The sequence below is a fragment of the Neorhizobium sp. T25_13 genome (genome assembly GCF_002968675.1).
Taxonomy (GTDB): Bacteria; Pseudomonadota; Alphaproteobacteria; order Rhizobiales; family Rhizobiaceae; genus Neorhizobium; species Neorhizobium tomejilense.
On sequence record NZ_PVBI01000006.1, the window covers coordinates 160,450 to 179,943 of the forward strand.

A 19,494-nucleotide genomic window follows, 5' to 3' on the forward strand; every position below is an offset into this window, starting at 1 on the left:
CCGAGGATCGCCCTTTTCTCAACTGAACCGGTTGGCTCAGATGTGAAGACCCGGAGGTCTTACATCATGTCCATGCCGCCCATTCCGCCCATGCCGCCAGGCATGCCGCCGCCTGCCGATTCCTTCTTCGGAAGTTCGGCGATCATGGCTTCGGTGGTGATCAGCAGCGAAGCAACCGAAGCTGCGTTCTGCAGAGCCGTGCGAACGACCTTGAGCGGGTCGACGATGCCCATGGTGATCATGTCGCCATATTCAGACGTCTGGGCGTTGTAGCCGTAGTTGTCTTCGTTCTTTTCGAGGATCTTGCCGACCACGATCGAAGCTTCGTCACCAGCGTTTTCAGCGATCTGGCGAACCAGCGACTGCAGAGCGCGGCGAACGATGTTGATGCCGGCTTCCTGGTCGTCGTTTGCACCCTTTGCGGTGATCTTGACGGAGGAACGCAGCAGGGCAACGCCGCCGCCCGGTACGATGCCTTCCTGAACGGCAGCGCGCGTCGCGTTGAGGGCGTCGTCGATACGGTCCTTCTTTTCCTTGACTTCGACTTCCGTCGAGCCACCGACGCGGATCACGGCAACGCCGCCGGCCAGCTTGGCCAGACGTTCCTGCAGCTTTTCGCGGTCGTAGTCGGAAGTGGTTTCTTCGATCTGAGCCTTGATCTGACCAACGCGGCCTTCGATGTCGGCCTTGGAGCCGGCGCCGTCGACGATCGTGGTGTTTTCCTTGGAGATCGAGACCTTCTTGGTGCGGCCGAGCATGTCGAGCGTGACATTTTCGAGCTTGATGCCGAGGTCTTCGGAGATGACAGTGCCGCCCGTCAGGATGGCGATGTCTTCGAGCATGGCCTTGCGGCGATCGCCGAAGCCCGGAGCCTTGACGGCAGCGATCTTGAGGCCGCCACGCAGCTTGTTGACGACGAGCGTCGCAAGAGCTTCGCCTTCGACGTCTTCAGCGATGATCAGGAGCGGCTTGCCGGTCTGGACGACGGCTTCGAGAACCGGGAGCATCGCCTGCAGGTTCGAGAGCTTCTTCTCGTGGAGGAGAATGAAAGCGTCGTCGAGATCGGCAACCATCTTTTCCGGGTTGGTGACGAAGTAGGGCGACAGGTAGCCGCGGTCGAACTGCATGCCTTCGACGACTTCGAGTTCGGTTTCTGCGGTCTTGGCTTCTTCGACGGTGATGACGCCTTCGTTGCCGACCTTCTGCATGGCTTCAGCAATGTCGAGACCGACCTGCTTGTCGCCGTTTGCGGAGATCGTGCCGACCTGTGCGACTTCTTCCGAGGTCGAGATCTTCTTGGCCTTGGCCTGGAGATCCTTGACGACGTCTGCAACGGCGAGATCGATGCCGCGCTTCAGGTCCATCGGGTTCATGCCGGCTGCAACGGCCTTGTTGCCTTCGCGAACGATGGCCTGGGCAAGAACGGTAGCAGTCGTGGTGCCGTCGCCCGCGATGTCGTTGGTCTTCGAAGCAACTTCGCGGACCATCTGGGCGCCCATGTTCTCGAACTTGTCGTCAAGTTCGATTTCCTTGGCGACCGATACGCCGTCCTTGGTGATGCGCGGAGCGCCGAAGGACTTGTCGATGATGACGTTGCGACCCTTCGGGCCGAGCGTTACCTTGACTGCGTCGGCGAGAATGTCGACGCCGCGCAGCATCTTTTCGCGCGCGGTGCGGCCGAACTTGATTTCTTTAGCTGCCATTTTGGGAACTCCTGAAAAGGGGTGTCAGCGATATTTCAGTGAAAGCAACCGACTGAGATCAGCCGATGATGCCCATGATGTCGGATTCCTTCATGATCAGAAGGTCTTCGCCGTCGAGCTTGACTTCGGTGCCGGACCACTTGCCGAACAGGACGCGATCGCCAGCCTTGACGTCGAGAGCGGTGATGTTGCCCTTGTCGTCGCGGGTGCCGGTGCCGACGGCGACGATTTCGCCTTCTTGCGGCTTTTCCTTGGCGGTATCAGGAATGATGATGCCGCCCTTGGTCTTGGCTTCGGATTCGACGCGACGAACAACGACGCGGTCGTGAAGGGGGCGGAAATTGGTGCTTGCCATTGTCTAATCCCTCGATCAAATGACATGGACGGGTGGAAACCCGTATCTCGGTGCTGTTAGCACTCCCGTTTGGAGAGTGCCAGCCGCGTCGAGATAAGGGTGACCGGCGGATGAGTCAAGAACGGCCGTAAAATTTTCGGGACGGCTCGGAACTCATGGGAAATACGCTTAACGATACGGATGCTGGGCAACGCCTGCGCCTGGCGGAACTGATGACCGCAACCGGCCACATCGGGTCTCGGGTTTAAGCTACCTCTCCGGGCAGGTCGGCATGTTGCACCGGACTTTGGTGGAAGAAAGGCGCCGGCGCGTTTAACAGCCGCCCGAGGCCTGCGAATGCCGCAACGTGGCGCCATGCCCGAAGTTCGCTTCCTTCATACGGCCTTCACATATGGCTCCTAGAGGGGGCGGCGAGCTTCCGCGCCCGGGGGGTACATGACGCCATGGACGACAGGTAACCGTTGCGGAAGAGCATGAGGCAATGATGGATCAGGCGGTGAAGGACGAGATTGCGGTGAAGCCGACGCTCGGCGAGCTGACGGCGGTGTTCGCCAAGATCGGGGTCCTGAGCTTCGGCGGGCCTGCTGGGCAGATCGGCCTGATGCACCGGACCCTGGTGGACGAAAGGCGCTGGCTTTCCGAGGCGCGCTTTCTGCATGCCTTGAACTACTGCATGCTGCTGCCGGGACCGGAAGCCCAGCAGCTGGCCACCTATATTGGCTGGCTGATGTTCGGGGTGCGCGGGGGCATGATCGCCGGCCTTCTTTTCGTGCTTCCGGGGCTGGCCGTCATCATCGCCCTTTCGACGGCCTACGCCCTCTATCAGGATACGAGCTGGCTGACCGGCCTGTTTTTCGGCCTCAAGGCGGCTGTCCTCGCGATCGTTGTCGAGGCGGTGATCCGCCTTAGCCGCAAGACGCTGAAGAACCGCCTCCTGTTCGGCATCGCGGCGGCTGCCTTCGTGGCATTGTTCTTCTTCGGCCTGCCGTTTCCGCTCGTGGTGCTTCTGGCCGGGTTAGTTGGCTTCTTTGCCGCCCGCAGAGGCAGCGGAGCAGCCAAAAGCTCCGACGTGATCGACTTGCCGAAACGGCCGAAGCCGTTGACGGCGATCGCCACACTGGTCTTCTGGATCGCGGTCTGGCAGCTTCCGCTTCTGCTGCTGTGGATGTTCTCGGCGCCGGAAGGCCTGGCCGTCATGTTCACCTTCTTCTCCAAGATGGCGATGGTGACGTTCGGCGGTGCCTATGCGGTGCTCGCCTATGTGGCGCAGGTGGCGGTCGACAATTACGGCTGGCTGAAACCTGGCGAAATGCTGGACGGGCTGGCGCTTGCCGAAACGACGCCTGGGCCGCTGGTTCTGGTGCTGTCCTTCGTCGGCTTCCTGGTCGGCTTCCGGGAAGCCGCCGGTCTCGGACCGGTCGCCGGCGGCGTGATCGGCGCCCTGCTGGTCGCCTGGGCGACCTTCGTGCCGAGCTTCATCTGGATCTTCGCAGGCGCACCCTATATCGAGCGGCTGCGCGGCAATCCGGTCCTTTCGGCGGCGCTGTCGGCCATCACGGCCGCGGTTGTCGGCGTCATCCTCAACCTCGCCATCTGGTTCGGCCTGCACGTCCTGTTCCGCGAGGTCGAGCAGATTTCCCTCTGGCCCGCGGCCGGCTTGAGGCTTTTCTGGCCGGCCTGGACGACGCTCGATCCGCTCGCCTTCCTGCTTTTCGTGGTATCGGCCTTCCTGCTCTTCCGCATGAAGATCGGCATGGTGCCGGTCCTGGCCGTCAGCGCGGTCGTGGGCCTTGCCGTCCGGTTGGCGGTAGCGGGCTAGGGACGAAGTGGAAGAGTTACCCTTGCCAGCGTCGCCGATGCGGGCGCGGCTTTTCTCCCGAATATCTCTTGTAATCCTTAACCGGGTTTGTCATGTGACCCGGGACTTGCGAGATGGGAAGGTTACATGGCAAAGCGCATCGGCAATCTGAACGAAGTGATCGGCGACTACGACGTGGTCCTTTCGGACGTCTGGGGTGTGGTTCACAACGGTGTCGAGGCTTTCCAGCATTCCTGCCGGGCGCTCGCCGCGGCCCGCGAAGCCGGCGCCACCGTCGTGCTGATCACCAATTCGCCGCGCACGGCTCCCGGCGTCATCGAGCAGATGCGCACGCTCGGCGTGCCCGACGGCACCTATGACCGGATCGTTACGTCCGGCGACGTCACCCAGCACCTGATCGTCGACGGCCCGAAAAAGGTTTTTCTGATCGGTCCCGAGCGCGACCTCAACCTGTTCGACGGGCTCGGCGTCGAGGTGGTCTCCGCCGACGAAGCCGAATGCATCGTCTGCACCGGTTTCTTCGACGACGAGAAGGAAGTACCGGAAGACTATACCGACATGCTGGCAGCGTTCGCCAAGCGTGACGTGCCTTTCATCTGCGCCAACCCGGATCTCGTCGTCGAGCGCGGCCACAAGATCATCCCCTGCGCCGGCGCGGTGGCCGCCTATTACGAAGAGTTCGGCGGCAAGACCCGCGTCGCCGGCAAGCCGCACCGTCCGATCTATGAGGCGACGATCGAAGCTGCCCGCGAAGTGCGCGGCGATTTCCCGATGAACCGGGTGCTGGCGATCGGCGACGGCATGCCGACCGATGTGCGCGGCGCGCTCGCATACGGCCTCGACCTGCTCTATATCAGCGCGGGCATCCATGTCGCGGAATACACCGTCAACGGCCAGACCGACGAGGCGATCCTCAACGCCTGGCTGAAGCGGGAAAATGCCGCGCCGAAATACTGGATGCCGCGCCTCGCATAGCCCCCTGGGCCTGAATTCGGCCTGAACCGGAACCCGCCGCATGACTGTCTTCCACCGCAACGAGAAGAAGGAACCGCTGCCCGAGGAACTGAAGGGCGGCGTCATCGCCATCGGCAATTTCGACGGCGTGCATCGCGGCCATCGCAGCGTGCTGGAGCGCGCGCTGGCACTTGCCGAACAGCACGGCGTACCCGCCCTGGTGCTGACCTTCGAGCCGCATCCGCGCACCGTTTTCCGCCCGGAGGAACCGGTCTTCCGCCTGACCCCGGCGCCGCTCAAGGCTCGCCTGCTGGAGGCCATGGGTTTCCGCTCGGTGATCGAATATCCCTTCACCCGCGAGTTTGCGACCCGCTCGGCAGAAGAATTCATCCAGACCATCCTCGTGGATTGGCTCGCAGCCAGCGCCGTCGTCACCGGCTTCGACTTTCATTTCGGCAAGGACCGGAAAGGCGGCCCCGCCTTCCTGATGGCATCGGGCGGCAAGCACGGTTTCAACGTGCAGCTGGTCGATGCCTTTCGCGACGAGAATGCTGACGTAATCTCGTCCAGCCGCATCCGCGATCTGCTGGCGGAAGGCGATGTCTCCGCCGCGGCCGGCCTGCTCGGTTATCGCTACACGCTCGAGGCGGAGGTGATCGGCGGTGAAAAGCTCGGCCGCCAGCTCGGTTTCCCGACTGCCAACATGCAGCTGCCGCCGGAGGCCGTACTCAAGGCCGGCATCTACGCCGTGCGCTTCCGCCGCCCCGACGGCACGCTTTTCGACGGCGTCGCCAGCTACGGCCGCCGCCCGACGGTGACCGAAAACGGTGCGCCCCTGCTCGAGACCTACCTCTTCGATTTCTCCGGCAGCCTCTACGGCGAAACCTGTTCCGTCTCCTTCTTCGGCCACCTGCGCGACGAACTGAAGTTCGACGGGCTGGATGCCCTGGTCGCCCAGATCAAGCGCGATGAGGAAGAGGCGCGGGCGCTGTTGTCCGGCGTCAGGCCCCTCGGCGAAGTGGACGCCAAGATCGCGTTTTGAGGGGTTAGCGGAGCAGCCGGCTGTCGAAGGGGTAGCGCACTGCCTTTTCGATCGTCAGTTGGCCGGCATCCGCATGCTCCGGATTGACAAGAATGTTTGCAGCTTCAGGCAAAATCGCCGACGGCACCTTCAGAAGGCAGAATTTGTTTTCCACGAGCCAGGCGTTTCCCGCCTGACCTGTTTCAGCGGTATCCAAAAGGTCGACATCGCCCGACGTAATCGTCTGGGCGGCAATCTCGTCCGGGCAATGGATCTTCAGTAGTTGAAAATCCAGCGGCAAGTCTTCGGCGTCCACATGCACCAATATTTCCAGAAGTGCGGTCGAAGGGTGATCGCAGCAATAGACGATTGGGCTTCCTTGTTTATGCCATCGCCCGGGCGCGACCAGTCCACCTCCGCCTGATAAGTCCGCATAGTTGGAAATGCGCCACAGGATCATGGGTCAGACGTAAATGCCGTGATCGATCTGATGCAACGCCTGCTCGACGAGCACTGCGCCAGTTTCCGATTCAAGGAGATCGAGCGGCACGACGCCATTCATTCCTCTGTTCGGTTTGCGCAACCAGCGATGAGCGCGATCCTGATCGCCGAAGACCCGCTTGGCGAGTTCCATCACGCGCACTACACGCAGGGCTCCGTCGTTCTCGCTGACAGTTAATGTCTCTCTATTCGCGATCCGCCGGGCAAGCGTGCGACGCGGGGCCACAAATCTATAGAGTTCTTCCATCGAAAAGCCGAGGTTGGTCAACTCTGATACATTGGCTCCGTCATAGGCTTGCAACTGACCGCGCGATGCGATCTCAAGTCGCTTGCGAATAGGTATGTCAGCAGATGCGCGCACTTCATTGCCTCCGTGCCATTTGCCCAGAAATATAAGCGCAGATGGCACCAAAATCAAATGCGGCCTTCGGAAGGAAATTGGCTTGGTAAATCCCCTTCCTTTCCGCCGCAAAAACCCTTAAGAACCGCCACCATGAAAAAATTCCGGCTGGCCCAGATCATTCGAATTATAGGCCCGGCCTTCCGCGCGCTGTAAGAGCGGCCGGAGGGTCCGGGTTTTTGGCGCTTCATGAGCGCCTTCCGCCAGCGAATTTTCATCGAGATGCGCCCCGTCGCGGCGCCAGGACGATTGCTTCCATGACCGATACCGCCGAAAAGCTCGACTATTCGAAAACCCTCTATCTGCCCGAAACCGACTTCCCGATGCGTGCCGGGCTGCCGCAGAAGGAACCGGAACTGGTTGCCCGCTGGCAGCAGATGGACCTCTACAAGCAGCTCCGCGCCTCCGCCGCGGGCCGGGCAAAATTCGTGCTGCATGACGGCCCGCCCTATGCCAACGGCAACATCCACATCGGCCACGCGCTGAACAAGATCCTGAAGGACGTCATCACCCGCTCGTTCCAGATGCGCGGATATGACTCGAACTATGTTCCGGGCTGGGATTGCCACGGCCTTCCGATCGAATGGAAGATCGAGGAAGCCTATCGCGCCAAGGGCAAGAACAAGGACGAAGTTCCGATCAACGAATTCCGCCGCGAATGCCGCGAATTCGCCGCCGGCTGGATCAAGGTCCAGGGGGAAGAATTCAAGCGCCTCGGCATCGTCGGCGATTTCGAAAACCCGTACCTGACGATGAACTTTCACGCCGAGAGCCGCATCGCCGGCGAACTGCTGAAGATCGCCAAGAGCGGCCAGCTTTATCGCGGCTCGAAGCCGATCATGTGGTCGGTCGTCGAACGCACCGCGCTGGCCGAGGCTGAGGTCGAATACCACGATTACGAGAGCGACACGATCTGGGTGAAGTTCCCGGTTGTTAAGACTGATTTTTACGAACCTGAAGACGATGGCTTTGATTTGGCGACAGCTGAAGAGTTGAAGTCGGCGTCAATTGTCATATGGACCACTACGCCTTGGACCATACCGGGAAATCGTGCGATCGCTTTCTCTCCAAAGGTCACCTATGGACTTTATAAAGTAACTAAAGCAACCAACGACTTCGGTCCCCAGCCGGGTGAAATACTTGTCTTCGCAAAGAGTCTGGCCGACGAATGCGCCGCCAAAGCGAAGATCGTCTTGGAATTTGTTGGCGCTGTGATGGCACATCAACTCGCCGCAATTACTTGCGCCCATCCACTTCGCGATCTCGGCTACGACTTCGCCGTCCCGCTCCTCGCCGGCGATCACGTCACCGACGATGCGGGCACCGGTTTCGTCCACACCGCCCCCGGCCACGGCCGCGAGGACTTTGACGCCTGGACGTCCGCCGCCCGCGATCTCGAAGCCCGTGGCATCTCGTCGAAAATCCCCTTCACGGTCGACGACGGCGGTTTCTATACGGCTGACGCCCCCGGTTTCGAGGGCGCTCGCGTCATGGACGACAACGGCAAGAAGGGCGATGCCAACGATCGCGTCATCAAGGCGCTGATCGAGCGCAACGCGCTGTTTGCCCGCGGCCGGATGAAGCACCAGTATCCGCATTCCTGGCGGTCGAAGAAGCCGATCATCTTCCGCAACACGCCGCAGTGGTTCGTCTACATGGACAAGGACCTTGCCGACGGCACCACGCTGCGCTCACGCGCGCTGAAGGCGATCGACGACACGCGTTTCGTGCCATCAGCCGGCCAGAACCGCCTGCGCGCCATGATCGAGCAGCGCCCGGACTGGGTGCTTTCGCGTCAGCGCGCCTGGGGCGTCCCGATCTGCGTCTTTGTCGACGAGCAGGGCGAAATCCTCCAGGACGAAGCCGTCAACCAGCGCATCCTCGAAGCCTTCGATCTCGAAGGTGCCGACGCCTGGTTCGCCGAAGGAGCGCGCGAGCGCTTCCTGGGGTCGCGCGCCAACGAAGGCTGGACCCAGGTAAGGGATATCCTGGACGTCTGGTTCGACTCTGGCTCGACCCACACGTTCACGCTGGAAGACCGGCCGGACCTGAAATGGCCGGCCGACGTCTATCTGGAAGGTTCGGACCAGCATCGCGGCTGGTTCCACTCCTCGCTGCTGGAATCCGCCGCCACCCGCGGCCGGGCGCCCTATGACACGGTCGTCACCCATGGCTTCACCATGGATGAGAAGGGCCAGAAGATGTCGAAGTCGCTCGGCAATGTCGTGGCGCCGCAGGACGTCATGAAGGATGCTGGCGCCGATATCCTCCGCCTCTGGGTGATGACGACGGACTATTGGGAAGACCAGCGCCTCGGCAAGACAATCATCCAGACCAATGTCGATGCGTATCGCAAGCTGCGCAACACGATCCGCTGGATGCTCGGCACGCTCGCCCACGACGAGGGAGAGGAGATCGCCTATGCTGACCTGCCGGAACTCGAAAAGCTGATGCTGCATCGCCTGGCCGAGCTCGATAAGCTCGTCCGCGAAGGCTACGACGCTTTCGAGTTCAAGAAGATCGCCCGGGCGCTCATCGATTTTTCCAATATCGAACTGTCGGCCTTCTACTTCGATATCCGCAAGGATGCGCTTTATTGCGATGCCCCGTCGTCGCTGCGCCGTCGTGCGGCTCTTGCGGTCATCCGCAAGATCTTCGACTGCACGGTGACCTGGCTTGCGCCCATGCTGCCGTTCACCACCGAGGAATCGTGGCTGTCGCGCAACCCGAACGCCGTCTCGATCCATCTCGAGCAGTTTCCGACGGTTCCGGCCGAGTGGAAGAACGAAGCGGTGGCCGAAAAGTGGGCGCGAATCCGCAAGGTGCGCTCGGTTGTCACAGGCGCACTCGAAATCGAGCGCAAGGACAAGCGGATCGGCTCTTCGCTGGAGGCCGCACCGGTCGTTTATGTCAACGATCCGGAGCTGATGAAGGCGCTGGAAGGCCAGGAGTTCGAAGAAACCTGCATAACGTCGGACATCGCGATCGTTGCGGGCGAGGGGCCGGAGAGTGCCTTCCGTCTACCGGAAGTGCAGGGCGTTGCCGTCGATCCGAAGCTCGCCGAAGGCACCAAATGTGCCCGCTCGTGGCGGGTGACGACCGATGTCGGCTCCGATCCTGCCTATCCGGATGTTTCGGCGCGTGACGCTGCCGCATTGCGCGAGTTGGCCGCTCTCGGCCGGCTTTGATGGTGGAAAGTTACCGGATCATTGCGCTTTGAGCAATCATCCGGTAAAACCGCCTGAAATTGGCCGGATTTTCCGGTCATCAGGCGTTTGAGTGTGTCTGAGGCGTCAGGACGGGCGCCGCTGGAAGGGTTTTGATGAAAGCGACTTATGCGTTTCGTGTCGGCATGGGCGTGGCCGGTGTCCTCGCCTCGACATTGACCCTTTCGGGCTGCATCGGCGGCCCGACATACGGCACTGACAAGACAGCCATGGAGCAGCTGACCGACGACCTCGGTCAGTCCGTCTCGCTGGGCGGCAAGAGCGCCGAAGCGAAAGCGGGCCTGAAATACAACCCGCGTCCTTCGCTGGTTGTCGCCAAGGGCCAGGATCAGGCGCTGCCGGCGCCGCAGCAATCGCTGGCGAACCGCGAGAGCAATCCCAACTGGGTCGAATCTCCGGAAGAAACCCGCAAGCGTCTGCGTGACGAAGCGGCGGCTCACGAGAACGATCCCAACTATCGCTCACCGCTGCTCGCAGGCAGCGGCCAGGCCGGTCAGATGACCGAAACGGAAAAGTGGGAAGCCTTCCGCAAGGCCAAGGAAAACGCCGAGACCGTCAGCGTCACCGGACGCCGTCGTTCGCTCGCCGATCCGCCGGCGGAGTTCCGTTCGGCGGATGCGGCTGCCCTGTCGGATGTCGGCGAGCCCGAAAGCCAGAAGGAAAAGCGTCGCAAGGCGCAAGCCGCGGAAGCCAAGAAGGGCAGCGACTGGTGGAAGCTTTTCTAAGCCCGCTTTAGCTCTCTCTTTTCGATCTGAAGAAGCCGGTGAGCAGGATCGCGGCCTCGCTTTCGCCGAGGCCCGAATAGACTTCCGGCGCATGATGGCAGGTCGGCTGGGTAAAGAAGCGCACGCCGTTGTCCACCGCTCCGCCTTTCGGGTCCTCCGCGCCGTAATAGAGCCGCCGGATGCGCGCAAACGAGATCGCCGCCGCGCACATGGTGCAGGGTTCGAGCGTCACGTAAAGGTCCGCACCTGACAGACGCTCCTGTCCAAGGGCGGCCGCGGCATCCCGGATGACGGCGATTTCGGCATGGGCGGTAACGTCGTTTTCGGCGCGGGTCCGGTTTCCGGAGCGGGCGACGACAACGCCGTTGATGACCAGAACGGCGCCGATCGGAACCTCGCCGCGGGCGGCCGCGTCTTTGGCTTCCGCAAGGGCAGCATTCATGAACCCATCGGTATTAGGCATTTCGGCGATTTCCTCTTAACCCGGATCGCGCGAACTGGTAGGAAGCATCCAACTGGACGCCCGGCTGCGGGCACGAATCCATCTCAGTCAACACGAACAAGAATGTCCGGATCGCTCCGTAGACATCACGCTTCAGGCAAACAACAAATGAATTCCAAAGACAAGCCGAAGCGCGGCGAAGGCAAGACTTTCGTTCGCGAAACCAAACCGAGAGCCGCTCCGAAGGCCGGCCCTGGCGGCAAGGCGGGCTTTTCCGCCAAGGAAGGCCTCGCGCCCAGGAAGAGTTCCGCAGCCAAGAGCGGCGCTGAAAAGGCGGCAAAGCCCGTCCGCAAGCTGCCCCCGGCACCGGAAACCATGGAGGCCGAGGGCAAGCCCGAGCGCATTTCCAAGATCCTCGCACGCGTCGGAGTCGCGTCGCGCCGCGATATCGAGCGGATGATCATGGAAGGCCGGGTCAGCCTGAACGGCAAGGTCCTGGATACCCCGGTCGTCAACGTGACGCTCGCTGACAAGATCGAGGTCGACGGCATGCCGATCCGCGGCATCGAGCGCACCCGCCTCTGGCTCTACCACAAGCCTGCCGGCCTGGTGACCACCAATTCCGATCCGGAAGGCCGCGCGACCGTCTTCGACAACCTTCCCGAAGGTCTGCCGCGGGTGCTTTCCATCGGCCGCCTCGACATCAATACCGAAGGCCTGCTGCTGTTGACCAACGATGGCGGCCTGTCGCGCGTGCTGGAACTGCCGACCACCGGCTGGCTGCGCCGTTACCGCGTGCGTGCCCATGGCGAGATCAAGCAGGAGGAGCTGGACAAGCTGAAGGAGGGCATTGCCGTCGAAGGCGTGCTCTACGGCTCGATCGACGCGACGCTCGACCGCACCCAGGGCAGCAATGTCTGGATCACAATGGGCCTTCGCGAAGGCAAGAACCGCGAGATCAAGAACGTGCTCGGCGCGCTCGGCCTCGAGGTCAACCGCCTGATCCGCATTTCCTACGGACCGTTTCAGCTCGGGGACCTGCCGGAAGGCGAGGTGGTGGAAGTGCGGGGCCGCATGCTGCGCGACCAGCTCGGGCCGCGCCTGATCGAGGAATCCAAGGCGAATTTCGATGCGCCGATCTATACCGAGACGGCTGCAGAAGAGGATGAGAAGCCCGCCCGTGCCGAGCGCTCGGCCCGTAACGAGCAGTCGGAATGGGCGGCAAGGCCGGAGCGGAGCGAACGTCCGCGTGCCGGCAAGCCGGAGGACCGGCGCGAAAAGGCGCTCGGCCGTCTGGATACCAAGCGCGACGACCGCAAGTTCGCCGACAAGCCGCGCGGCGCAAAGCCGTTCGGCGGTCGCGCTGAGGACGAGGACGACCGGCCGAAGAAGCGTCCGCCGATGGGCACCAGCCGCACCGCCAATGTCTGGATGGCGCCGGGCGCCCGCCCGACCACCGAAAACAAGACGCGCAAATCCTCCGCCCGTGCCGAGGCCGAGCAGCTTTTCAAGAAGCCCACGCCTCAGAACGACCGGCCGGTCATCGTCAACCGCGCCGAAGAGGACCGCGACTGGATCCGCGCCGACGGGCCTGACAAGCCGGAAAAGGCCGATTTCGGCCGCAAGAAATCCTTTGGCGACCGCCCGGATCGTGGTGACCGTCCCTTCGGCGACAAGCCGAGGGGCGACCGCAAGCCGCGCGAGGACGGCGACCGTCCGCGGACCAAATCCTTCTCCGGCGATGCTCGCTCGGAGCGTCCGCGTGGCGAGCGTTCCTTCGCTGACAAACCCCGTGGCGACCGCCCGTTCGGCGACAAGCCGAGAGGCGAACGCCCGTTTGCCGACCGCAAGCCACGCGCCGATGGTGATCGGCCTGCTCGCTCCTTCGGCGAAGGCCGTTCCGAGCGTCCGCGCGGCGAGCGTCCTTCCGGTGACCGTCCGCCCCGTGGTGACCGTCCGTTCGGCGACAAGCCGAGGGGCGAACGCTCCTTCGGTGACAAGCCCAGAGGCGAACGTTCATTCGGCGACCGCAAGCCGCGCGAGGATGGAGAGCGTCCCGCACGGTCCTTCTCCGCAGGCGACCGTCCCACAGGTGATCGGCCCGCCGGCGACAGGCCGCGCGGTGGAAAGCCTGGTGGCAAGCCCTTTGTAGCGAAGCCTGGCGGCGGCAAGAGCTTTGGCGGAAAACCTTCCGGCGGCCGCGGAAAACCGGCGGGTGCCGGTGGCAAGCCCGGGGGCAAGCCTGGTGGCCGGCCCGCCTCGGGCGGACGCCCGGCCGGCGGCAAGCCGCGCACGCCGAGAGGGTAACGCGCAGTGCGGATCGTCGGTGGTGAATTTCGCGGCCGGTCTCTGGCCACGCCCAAAACAAGCGACATCCGGCCGACCATCGACCGGACGCGTGAGAGCCTGTTCAACATCATCGGCCACGTCTATCCGCAGGCACTGGATGGCGGCCGGGTGATCGACCTTTTCGCCGGCACCGGCGCGGTCGGGCTGGAGGCGTTGTCGCGCGGCTGCAAGAGTGCGCTCTTCGTCGAGAACGGCGTCGAGGGCAGGGGCCTGTTGTGGGAAAACATCGACAGCCTCGGCCTGCATGGCCGGGCGCGCATCCTGCGCCGTGATGCCACCAAGCTCGGCACGGCCAACAATATCGAGCCGTTTCATTTCCTGTTCGCCGACCCGCCCTATGGTCAGGGGCTCGGCGAGGGCGCCATGCTTTCTGCCCATGCCGGCGGCTGGCTCGCACCCGGAGCCCTTGCCATTCTGGAGGAGCGGGCCGACATCAATCCTGCCGTCGATGCCGTCTTCAAGTTTTTGGAGAGCCGGACGTTCGGCGATACCCGCATGGATTTTTTCCGCTACCAGCCGGCCTGAGGTCAGAGGAATGAATACGAGGCTTGCAGTTCCCGATCTCGAAGCCGTCAGAGCCAAGGGCGGCCTGACGTTTGCGGTTGCTCTCGGCGGCGGCGGCGCGCGGGGCCTGTCGCATATCCAGATCATCGAGGCGCTCGACGAGCTCGGCATACGGCCGGTTGCGATTTCCGGCTCGTCGATCGGCGCGATCATCGGCGCCGGCATGGCGTCGGGCATGACCGGACGCGAGATCCGCGAATACGCACTGGAGACGGTCGGCCACCGGGGCACCCTCTTGAACAAGCTCTGGGGTCTCGGCCCGGCGACCATGCGCGACAAGCTCGGCGGTTTCCGCTTCGGCCAGTTCAATCTCGAACTCATCCTCGATGCCTTCCTGCCGCCGCAGGTGCCGGAGGATTTCGCCGATCTCGAAATCCCGATGAAGATTTCGGCTACCGATTATTACGGCCAGGCGGAGGTGATCCTCGAACAGGGCGAGCTGCGCACCGCGATCGCGGCGTCTGCCGCCATTCCCGGCCTTTTCATGCCGGTCCGAGTGAACGGCCGGGTGATGATCGACGGCGGCGTCTTCAATCCCGTCCCTTATGAGCAGCTGATGGACGTTGCCGACGTGGTGATCGGCGTCGACGTGGTCGGTGCGCCGGAAGGCGACGGCACCCATGCGCCCAATCGCATCGACAGCCTGTTCGGCGCCAGCCAGCTGACAATGCAGGCAAGTATCGCGCTCAAGCTGAAGCTCAATCCGCCCCAGATCTTCCTTCGGCCGTCGGTCAACCGTTTCCGGGTGCTGGACTTCCTGAAGGCCCGCGACATCCTCGACGAGTCCGAGCACGTCAAGGATGAGCTCAAGCGCGCCATCGACGCGCTTCATGCGGCAGCAGCCGAAGCCTGACGTCGGGCTGGCTACGCGGCCTCGGTTTTCCGCGCCGCGCTGAAAACATTGCGGCCGATCTTCCGTGCGATCTCCGACGGGAAATCGGGTTTAGCCAGTTCTTCTTCCAGCAGAAGCTCGGATGCCACGACCGGCGCGCCGCAATAATCGAATATCCCATGATCGATCTGCGTCCTCATCGCGCCGAAATAACCGTGCCGCGCATAGGTCCGCATGTCGGCGCCGCCGATCGCGACTAGGTGGATGGGAAGGTGGCGAAGTTTCTTCACCACTTTGGCGCCTTGCCCATCGTCATAGGCCCAGCCGTTTGCGAAGACGCGGTCGATCCATCCTTTCAACAGCCCCGGCATCGACCACCAGTAGACGGGATAGACGAGCACCAGAGCATCGGCGCGATCGATCCTCGCCTGTTCGGCCGTGACATCCGCCGGCGGTGGTGCCTGCCTGCGATGCGCGGCGAGATCCGCCTGCGTAAACCTCGGATCGAAACCCTCCGCAGCAAGGTCTGCAATTTCGAAGGAGCCGCCGGACATGGTGACGCCCTCGGCGAGATGGGCGGCGACGTTATGGGTGAGGGATCCGGGTTCGGGATGCGAAACGACGATCAGCGCGTGCATGGCGAAAACTCCTGCTGGCAGATTGAAACTCACGGGCAGTGGTTATATACTTTTAGTAAGTTACTTTTGGTATATAGTCATGTCAAGCACCGAAATGAAAGAGCCGGCGCGTCTCCGGCAGCGCCTCTCGCGGCAGGGAAGGCGCCAACAGTTGATGGAGGTTGCGTGGCGCATCGTCCGGCATGAAGGCACGGATGCGCTGACGCTTCCCCGGCTGGCGGAGCAGGCGGGTGTCGCAAAGCCTGTCGTCTACGATCATTTCAGCACCCGGCCCGTTCTCCTGGCCGCGCTTTATCAGGATTTCGACAGCCGCCAGACGGCCATCATGGACGCGGCACTGCAATCGAGCGGGCCGACGCTCGCCGACCGGGCCGCGGTCATCGCCTCCTCCTATGTGGACTGTGTTCTGTTGCAGGGCCGGGAGATACCGGGCGTCATCGCCGCCCTGGAGAGCTCTCCCGAGCTTGAACGGATCAAGCACGAATACGAGGCCATTTTCATGGAAAAATGCCGGCTTGCGCTTCTCCCGTTCGCAGAGGCCGGTCATATAGCGTCGCCCGGGCTCTGGGCCATGCTCGGTGCAGCCGAGGCGCTGTCGAACGCCGCCGCCAGCGGCGACATCACGGCGGCAGAGGCCAAGGCCGAGCTTTTCGAGACGATCGTAGCGATGGTCGCAAGAGGGAGCGCCAGCCGGCCCTAGCCGTTCTCCGCCGTCGCCGGTTCCGCGCTCAGTTCGTCGGCGTCCAGCACCATCGACCGCTTCGGCTTGATCAGCGGTTCCGGCCGGACCGGGCTATTGAACAGCATTTCGCGGCCGGCGCCAAGCCCCTGGACGGCCTGGATCTGCAGCCGCTCTTCGTCGCGCTGGCGGATGTCGTCGCCGATCTCGTCGGTCTCGTTCTCGCTCATGCCAAGCGCTTCCAGCGTCTTTTTTCCGAACAGCAGGCCGGATTCCAGGGTCTCACGCAGCTCGTATTCGACGTTCCGATCCCGCAGCGACAGCGCATGGATACGGTCGTAGGAGCGGACATAGAGGCGTACGTCCGGAAATTGCGAGCGGATGAGATCGACGATCTGGTCGGTCGTCTCGCGTTTCTGGGTGGTGACGGCGACGATCTTCGCCTTTTCGATGCCTGATGCGATGAGCACGTCCCGACGCGTCCCGTCACCGAAATAGATACGGAAACCGAAGGACGCGGCCTGGCGGATGCGGTCGGCGGAATCGTCGATGACGGTCACCTCGCGGCCGCCGGCCAGCAGGATCTGAGCGGCGATCTGGCCGAAACGCGAAAACCCGATCATCAGCACGTCGGCGCCGGCACCGTTGAAATCCTCCTCCAATTCCTCGCGGCTCTCGCCGTTGAGGAGCCGTTTGGAAAGTGCCGCACCGAACGGCGTGAGCGCCATCGACAGCGTCACGCCGGCAATCAGCAGCGAGGCGGTGGCCGACGAGAACAGGCCGCTCGCCGTTGCCGTGGTGAACAGCACGAAGCCGAATTCGCCACCCTGCGGCAGCAGGAACGCGATGCGCACCGCATCATTGTGCGGTGAACCCCAGAGCCGGGAGAGCCCGTAGACGATCAGAGCCTTGAGCGCCATGAAGATCGGCACCGCGGGCAGGATGAAGAAGATGTTGTCGAGGATGACATGGACTTCCAGCGACAGGCCGACGGCCATGAAGAACAGCGCCAGAAGCAGGCCGCGGAAGGGTTCGATATCCGCTTCCAGCTCGTGCCGGTAGGAAGACTCGGCCAGCATCACGCCGGACAGGAAGGCGCCCATAGCCATCGAGAGGCCGACGGCCTGCATGGCGGCTGCCGACCCCAGCACCACCAGCAGGGCTGCGGCGATCATCACCTCGCGCGCACCGGTGCGGGCAATGATCTGGAACATCGGCGTCAGGAGATAGCGCCCGGCAATCACCATGGCGCCGACCGCCCCGACCGCGATGGCAAAATCCAGAAGCGGCGAGGCTTCCGTCTCCGTGGTCCCTGGCGCCAGGATGGTGATCAGCGCCAGCAACGGCACGATGGCCAGATCCTGGAACAGCAGCACCGAAAACGATCGCTGGCCGTGTCGGCTGTTCATCTCGCCGTCGTCGTTGAGGATCTGCAGCGCAAACGCCGTCGAGGACAATGCAAGGCCGAAACCGACGATCAGGCTGCCGCGCCAGTCAGCCATATTGCTCAGATAGGCCAGTCCGGTCAGCACCAGTCCCGAGATCACCACCTGTGCCGGCCCGAGGCCGAACACGTCGCCGCGCATCTGCCAGAGACGCGAAGGCTTCAGTTCGAGCCCGATGATGAACAGCAGGAAGACGACGCCGAACTCCGCGAAATGCAGCACTTCTTCCGTTTCGATGATCTGCTGCATGATCGGTCCGATGACCACGCCGGCGGCGAGATAACCGAGCACCGTGCCGAGTCCCAGCTTCCTGAACACCGGGGCGGCGATCACCGCGCCGGCAAGCAGGAGAAGCATTTGGGAAAATAGCGAGCCGGGAGCGGTCATGCGGGATACTTTCAGTCTAAGGTGGGAAATCAAGAATCGGCGAGCCGCCCTTGATGCTTCTGACAGTGCACAATAAATGGGACGAGAATGAAAGGCTTGCAATCATGACCTCTGAAATCGATTCCGCCGAACTGCTTTCCCGCGCCAGCCAACTGATCGATCTAGCCAAGGCCGCGGGAGCGGATCAGGCGGATGCGGTCGTGGTTCGCTCCCGGTCCCGTTCCGTCAGCGTCCGTCTCGGCAAGGTCGAGGGCACGGAAGCGTCCGAGAGCGACGATTTCTCGCTTCGCGTCTTCGTCGGCCGGCAGGTGGCCAGCGTCTCGGCCAATCCCGGCTTCGACATGAAGGTGCTTGCCGAGCGCGCCGTCGCGATGGCCAAGGTCTCTCCCGAAGATCCTTTCGCCTGCCTGGCGGACGAAGCCGATCTCGCGAGATCTTATCCGGACCTCGAGCTTTACGACCCAACCGATGTGCCGACCGATGCATTGCGCGAAGCCGCGCTCGAAATGGAACAGGCGGCGCTCGACGTTGAGGGCGTCACCAATTCCTCCGGTTCCGGCGCGTCGTCTGGCATGGGTGGGCTCGTGCTCGTCACCTCCCACGGCTTTTCCGGCAGCTACATGGCATCCCGTTTCGGCCGCTCCGTCAGCGTCATTGCGGGCGAGGGCACCAAGATGGAGCGCGACTACGATTTCGACAGCCGCCTTTATGCAGCCGACCTCGACGATCCGAAGCTGATCGGCCTCCGCGCCGGCGAGCGCGTCGTCAAGCGCGTCAATCCGCGCCAGGTTGATACCGGCAGCAACGTCACCGTCGTCTTTGATCCGCGCATCGCCCGCGGTTTCGTCGGCCACATCGCCGGCGCCATCAACGGCGCGTCCGTCGCCCGCAAGACCAGCTTCCTGCGTGACAAGATGGGCCAGCAGGTGCTGAAGGCCGGGCTCAGCATCACCGACGATCCGCTGATCGTTCGCGGTTCCGCCTCACGCCCCTTCGACGGCGAGGGCGTGTCCGGCGAGCGCATGGTCATGATCGAGGACGGCGTCCTGAACCACTGGTTCCTGTCGACCTCGACGGCGCGCGAACTGGGGCTTGTCACCAACGGCCGCGGCGTGCGCGGCGGCACGGCCGTCTCGCCTGCCTCCACCAATCTGGCGCTGGAGCCCGGCGACATCTCGCCCGAAGACCTGATCAGGTCGATCGGCAACGGTTTCTACATCACCGAACTGATCGGCCAGGGTGTCAACATGATCACCGGCGAATACTCGCGCGGTGCGACCGGCTTCTGGATCGAGAATGGCGAGCTCGCCTATCCTGTTTCGGAAGTGACGATCGCCTCCAACCTCAAGGACATGTTCATGCGCCTGACGCCGGCCAACGACATCGACCGAAAGTTCGGCGTCGCCTCCCCGACCATCGCCATCGAGGGCATGACGCTGGCGGGACGCTGATC

17 protein-coding genes are annotated in these 19,494 nt (G+C 63.0%); 10 read left to right on the top strand and 7 right to left on the bottom strand.

Annotation, left to right across the window (positions count from 1 at the left end; translation table 11 throughout):
* Nucleotides 1-59: 59 nt before the first annotated feature.
* Both groL and groES read right to left on the bottom strand, forming a co-directional pair.
* Nucleotides 60-1,703: a chaperonin GroEL gene (gene groL / locus C5J22_RS15880; protein ID WP_038540272.1), complete on the bottom strand. Its 1,644-nt coding sequence runs from the start codon at nucleotides 1,701-1,703 to the stop codon at nucleotides 60-62.
* Nucleotides 1,704-1,761: 58 nt separating this feature from the next.
* Entirely contained in the window at nucleotides 1,762-2,058 is a 297-nt protein-coding gene (groES, locus tag C5J22_RS15885) for a co-chaperone GroES (protein ID WP_007752582.1), read from the bottom strand.
* Between the two features lie 484 nt (nucleotides 2,059-2,542).
* Between groES and chrA the strand changes: the two genes are divergently transcribed.
* The 3 genes from chrA to C5J22_RS15900 all read left to right on the top strand — a co-directional run bounded on the left by chrA (nucleotide 2,543) and on the right by C5J22_RS15900 (nucleotide 5,873).
* Nucleotides 2,543-3,877, top strand: a complete 1,335-nt coding sequence (chrA, locus tag C5J22_RS15890) for a chromate efflux transporter (RefSeq protein ID WP_105439196.1) — start codon at nucleotides 2,543-2,545, stop codon at nucleotides 3,875-3,877.
* A 126-nt stretch (nucleotides 3,878-4,003) separates the two neighbouring features.
* Nucleotides 4,004-4,852, top strand: coding sequence for a TIGR01459 family HAD-type hydrolase (locus C5J22_RS15895; RefSeq protein WP_046630939.1), 849 nt, complete (start codon nucleotides 4,004-4,006; stop codon nucleotides 4,850-4,852).
* A gap of 40 nt (nucleotides 4,853-4,892) precedes the next feature.
* Nucleotides 4,893-5,873: a bifunctional riboflavin kinase/FAD synthetase gene (locus C5J22_RS15900; RefSeq protein WP_105439004.1), complete on the top strand. Its 981-nt coding sequence runs from the start codon at nucleotides 4,893-4,895 to the stop codon at nucleotides 5,871-5,873.
* Between the two features lie 4 nt (nucleotides 5,874-5,877).
* Here the strand turns inward: C5J22_RS15900 and C5J22_RS15905 are convergent, their stop codons facing one another.
* A complete protein-coding gene (locus tag C5J22_RS15905) occupies nucleotides 5,878-6,312 on the bottom strand; it encodes an RES family NAD+ phosphorylase (RefSeq protein ID WP_105439005.1) in 435 nt (144 codons plus the stop codon).
* 3 nt (nucleotides 6,313-6,315) lie between these two features.
* Entirely contained in the window at nucleotides 6,316-6,762 is a 447-nt protein-coding gene (locus C5J22_RS15910; RefSeq protein WP_245440421.1) for an antitoxin Xre/MbcA/ParS toxin-binding domain-containing protein, read from the bottom strand.
* 248 nt (nucleotides 6,763-7,010) lie between these two features.
* Between C5J22_RS15910 and ileS the strand changes: the two genes are divergently transcribed.
* Together ileS and C5J22_RS15920 are read left to right on the top strand one after the other, a co-directional pair.
* Nucleotides 7,011-9,941, top strand: a complete 2,931-nt coding sequence (ileS, locus tag C5J22_RS15915) for an isoleucine--tRNA ligase (RefSeq protein ID WP_105439007.1) — start codon at nucleotides 7,011-7,013, stop codon at nucleotides 9,939-9,941.
* A 134-nt stretch (nucleotides 9,942-10,075) separates the two neighbouring features.
* On the top strand, nucleotides 10,076-10,705 hold the full coding sequence (locus C5J22_RS15920) for a hypothetical protein (RefSeq protein WP_046630949.1): 630 nt from the start codon (nucleotides 10,076-10,078) through the stop codon (nucleotides 10,703-10,705).
* 7 nt (nucleotides 10,706-10,712) lie between these two features.
* On the opposite strand, the gene C5J22_RS15925 is transcribed toward C5J22_RS15920, so the two are convergent.
* Complete coding sequence (locus C5J22_RS15925) at nucleotides 10,713-11,168, bottom strand: nucleoside deaminase (RefSeq protein ID WP_105439008.1); 456 nt, start codon at nucleotides 11,166-11,168, stop codon at nucleotides 10,713-10,715.
* A 147-nt stretch (nucleotides 11,169-11,315) separates the two neighbouring features.
* On the opposite strand from C5J22_RS15925, the gene C5J22_RS15930 reads away from it, so the two are divergent.
* The 3 genes from C5J22_RS15930 to C5J22_RS15940 are packed head-to-tail and all read left to right on the top strand — an operon-like array spanning nucleotide 11,316 to nucleotide 14,913.
* Nucleotides 11,316-13,454: a pseudouridine synthase gene (locus tag C5J22_RS15930; protein WP_105439009.1), complete on the top strand. Its 2,139-nt coding sequence runs from the start codon at nucleotides 11,316-11,318 to the stop codon at nucleotides 13,452-13,454.
* Between the two features lie 6 nt (nucleotides 13,455-13,460).
* The gene (gene rsmD, locus C5J22_RS15935; RefSeq protein WP_046630955.1) at nucleotides 13,461-14,021 is read left to right on the top strand and encodes a 16S rRNA (guanine(966)-N(2))-methyltransferase RsmD; all 561 of its coding nucleotides are present in this window, start codon (nucleotides 13,461-13,463) and stop codon (nucleotides 14,019-14,021) included.
* Nucleotides 14,022-14,031: 10 nt separating this feature from the next.
* Nucleotides 14,032-14,913 carry a patatin-like phospholipase family protein gene (locus C5J22_RS15940; protein WP_046664623.1) on the top strand — a complete coding sequence of 294 codons (882 nt, stop codon included), beginning with the start codon at nucleotides 14,032-14,034 and terminating at the stop codon, nucleotides 14,911-14,913.
* 11 nt (nucleotides 14,914-14,924) lie between these two features.
* Here the strand turns inward: C5J22_RS15940 and C5J22_RS15945 are convergent, their stop codons facing one another.
* A complete protein-coding gene (locus tag C5J22_RS15945; protein WP_105439010.1) occupies nucleotides 14,925-15,530 on the bottom strand; it encodes an NAD(P)H-dependent oxidoreductase in 606 nt (201 codons plus the stop codon).
* A 79-nt stretch (nucleotides 15,531-15,609) separates the two neighbouring features.
* Here C5J22_RS15945 and C5J22_RS15950 point away from each other — a divergent pair, with 79 nt between their 5' ends.
* Nucleotides 15,610-16,230 (top strand): TetR/AcrR family transcriptional regulator, encoded by a 621-nt coding sequence (locus C5J22_RS15950; RefSeq protein ID WP_105439011.1) that lies wholly within the window; start codon nucleotides 15,610-15,612, stop codon nucleotides 16,228-16,230.
* On the opposite strand, the gene C5J22_RS15955 is transcribed toward C5J22_RS15950, so the two are convergent.
* Nucleotides 16,227-18,041 (bottom strand): monovalent cation:proton antiporter-2 (CPA2) family protein, encoded by a 1,815-nt coding sequence (locus tag C5J22_RS15955; RefSeq protein ID WP_105439012.1) that lies wholly within the window; start codon nucleotides 18,039-18,041, stop codon nucleotides 16,227-16,229. The two genes, C5J22_RS15950 and C5J22_RS15955, sit on opposite strands and share 4 nt — an antisense overlap.
* A gap of 104 nt (nucleotides 18,042-18,145) precedes the next feature.
* On the opposite strand from C5J22_RS15955, the gene C5J22_RS15960 reads away from it, so the two are divergent.
* Complete coding sequence (locus tag C5J22_RS15960) at nucleotides 18,146-19,492, top strand: TldD/PmbA family protein (RefSeq protein ID WP_105439197.1); 1,347 nt, start codon at nucleotides 18,146-18,148, stop codon at nucleotides 19,490-19,492.
* Nucleotides 19,493-19,494 lie beyond the last annotated feature (2 nt).

Coding starts and splice junctions, on each gene's coding strand:
- C5J22_RS15950 (WP_105439011.1), top strand. CDS start 15,610: ATGTCAAGCACCGAAATGAAAGAGCCGGCGCGTCTCCGGCAGCGCCTC.
- C5J22_RS15920 (WP_046630949.1), top strand. CDS start 10,076: ATGAAAGCGACTTATGCGTTTCGTGTCGGCATGGGCGTGGCCGGTGTC.
- groL (WP_038540272.1), bottom strand. CDS start 1,703: ATGGCAGCTAAAGAAATCAAGTTCGGCCGCACCGCGCGCGAAAAGATG.
- ileS (WP_105439007.1), top strand. CDS start 7,011: ATGACCGATACCGCCGAAAAGCTCGACTATTCGAAAACCCTCTATCTG.
- C5J22_RS15905 (WP_105439005.1), bottom strand. CDS start 6,312: ATGATCCTGTGGCGCATTTCCAACTATGCGGACTTATCAGGCGGAGGT.
- C5J22_RS15930 (WP_105439009.1), top strand. CDS start 11,316: ATGAATTCCAAAGACAAGCCGAAGCGCGGCGAAGGCAAGACTTTCGTT.
- C5J22_RS15900 (WP_105439004.1), top strand. CDS start 4,893: ATGACTGTCTTCCACCGCAACGAGAAGAAGGAACCGCTGCCCGAGGAA.
- groES (WP_007752582.1), bottom strand. CDS start 2,058: ATGGCAAGCACCAATTTCCGCCCCCTTCACGACCGCGTCGTTGTTCGT.
- C5J22_RS15895 (WP_046630939.1), top strand. CDS start 4,004: ATGGCAAAGCGCATCGGCAATCTGAACGAAGTGATCGGCGACTACGAC.
- C5J22_RS15925 (WP_105439008.1), bottom strand. CDS start 11,168: ATGCCTAATACCGATGGGTTCATGAATGCTGCCCTTGCGGAAGCCAAA.
- chrA (WP_105439196.1), top strand. CDS start 2,543: ATGGATCAGGCGGTGAAGGACGAGATTGCGGTGAAGCCGACGCTCGGC.
- C5J22_RS15945 (WP_105439010.1), bottom strand. CDS start 15,530: ATGCACGCGCTGATCGTCGTTTCGCATCCCGAACCCGGATCCCTCACC.
- C5J22_RS15955 (WP_105439012.1), bottom strand. CDS start 18,041: ATGACCGCTCCCGGCTCGCTATTTTCCCAAATGCTTCTCCTGCTTGCC.
- C5J22_RS15960 (WP_105439197.1), top strand. CDS start 18,146: ATGACCTCTGAAATCGATTCCGCCGAACTGCTTTCCCGCGCCAGCCAA.
- C5J22_RS15940 (WP_046664623.1), top strand. CDS start 14,032: ATGAATACGAGGCTTGCAGTTCCCGATCTCGAAGCCGTCAGAGCCAAG.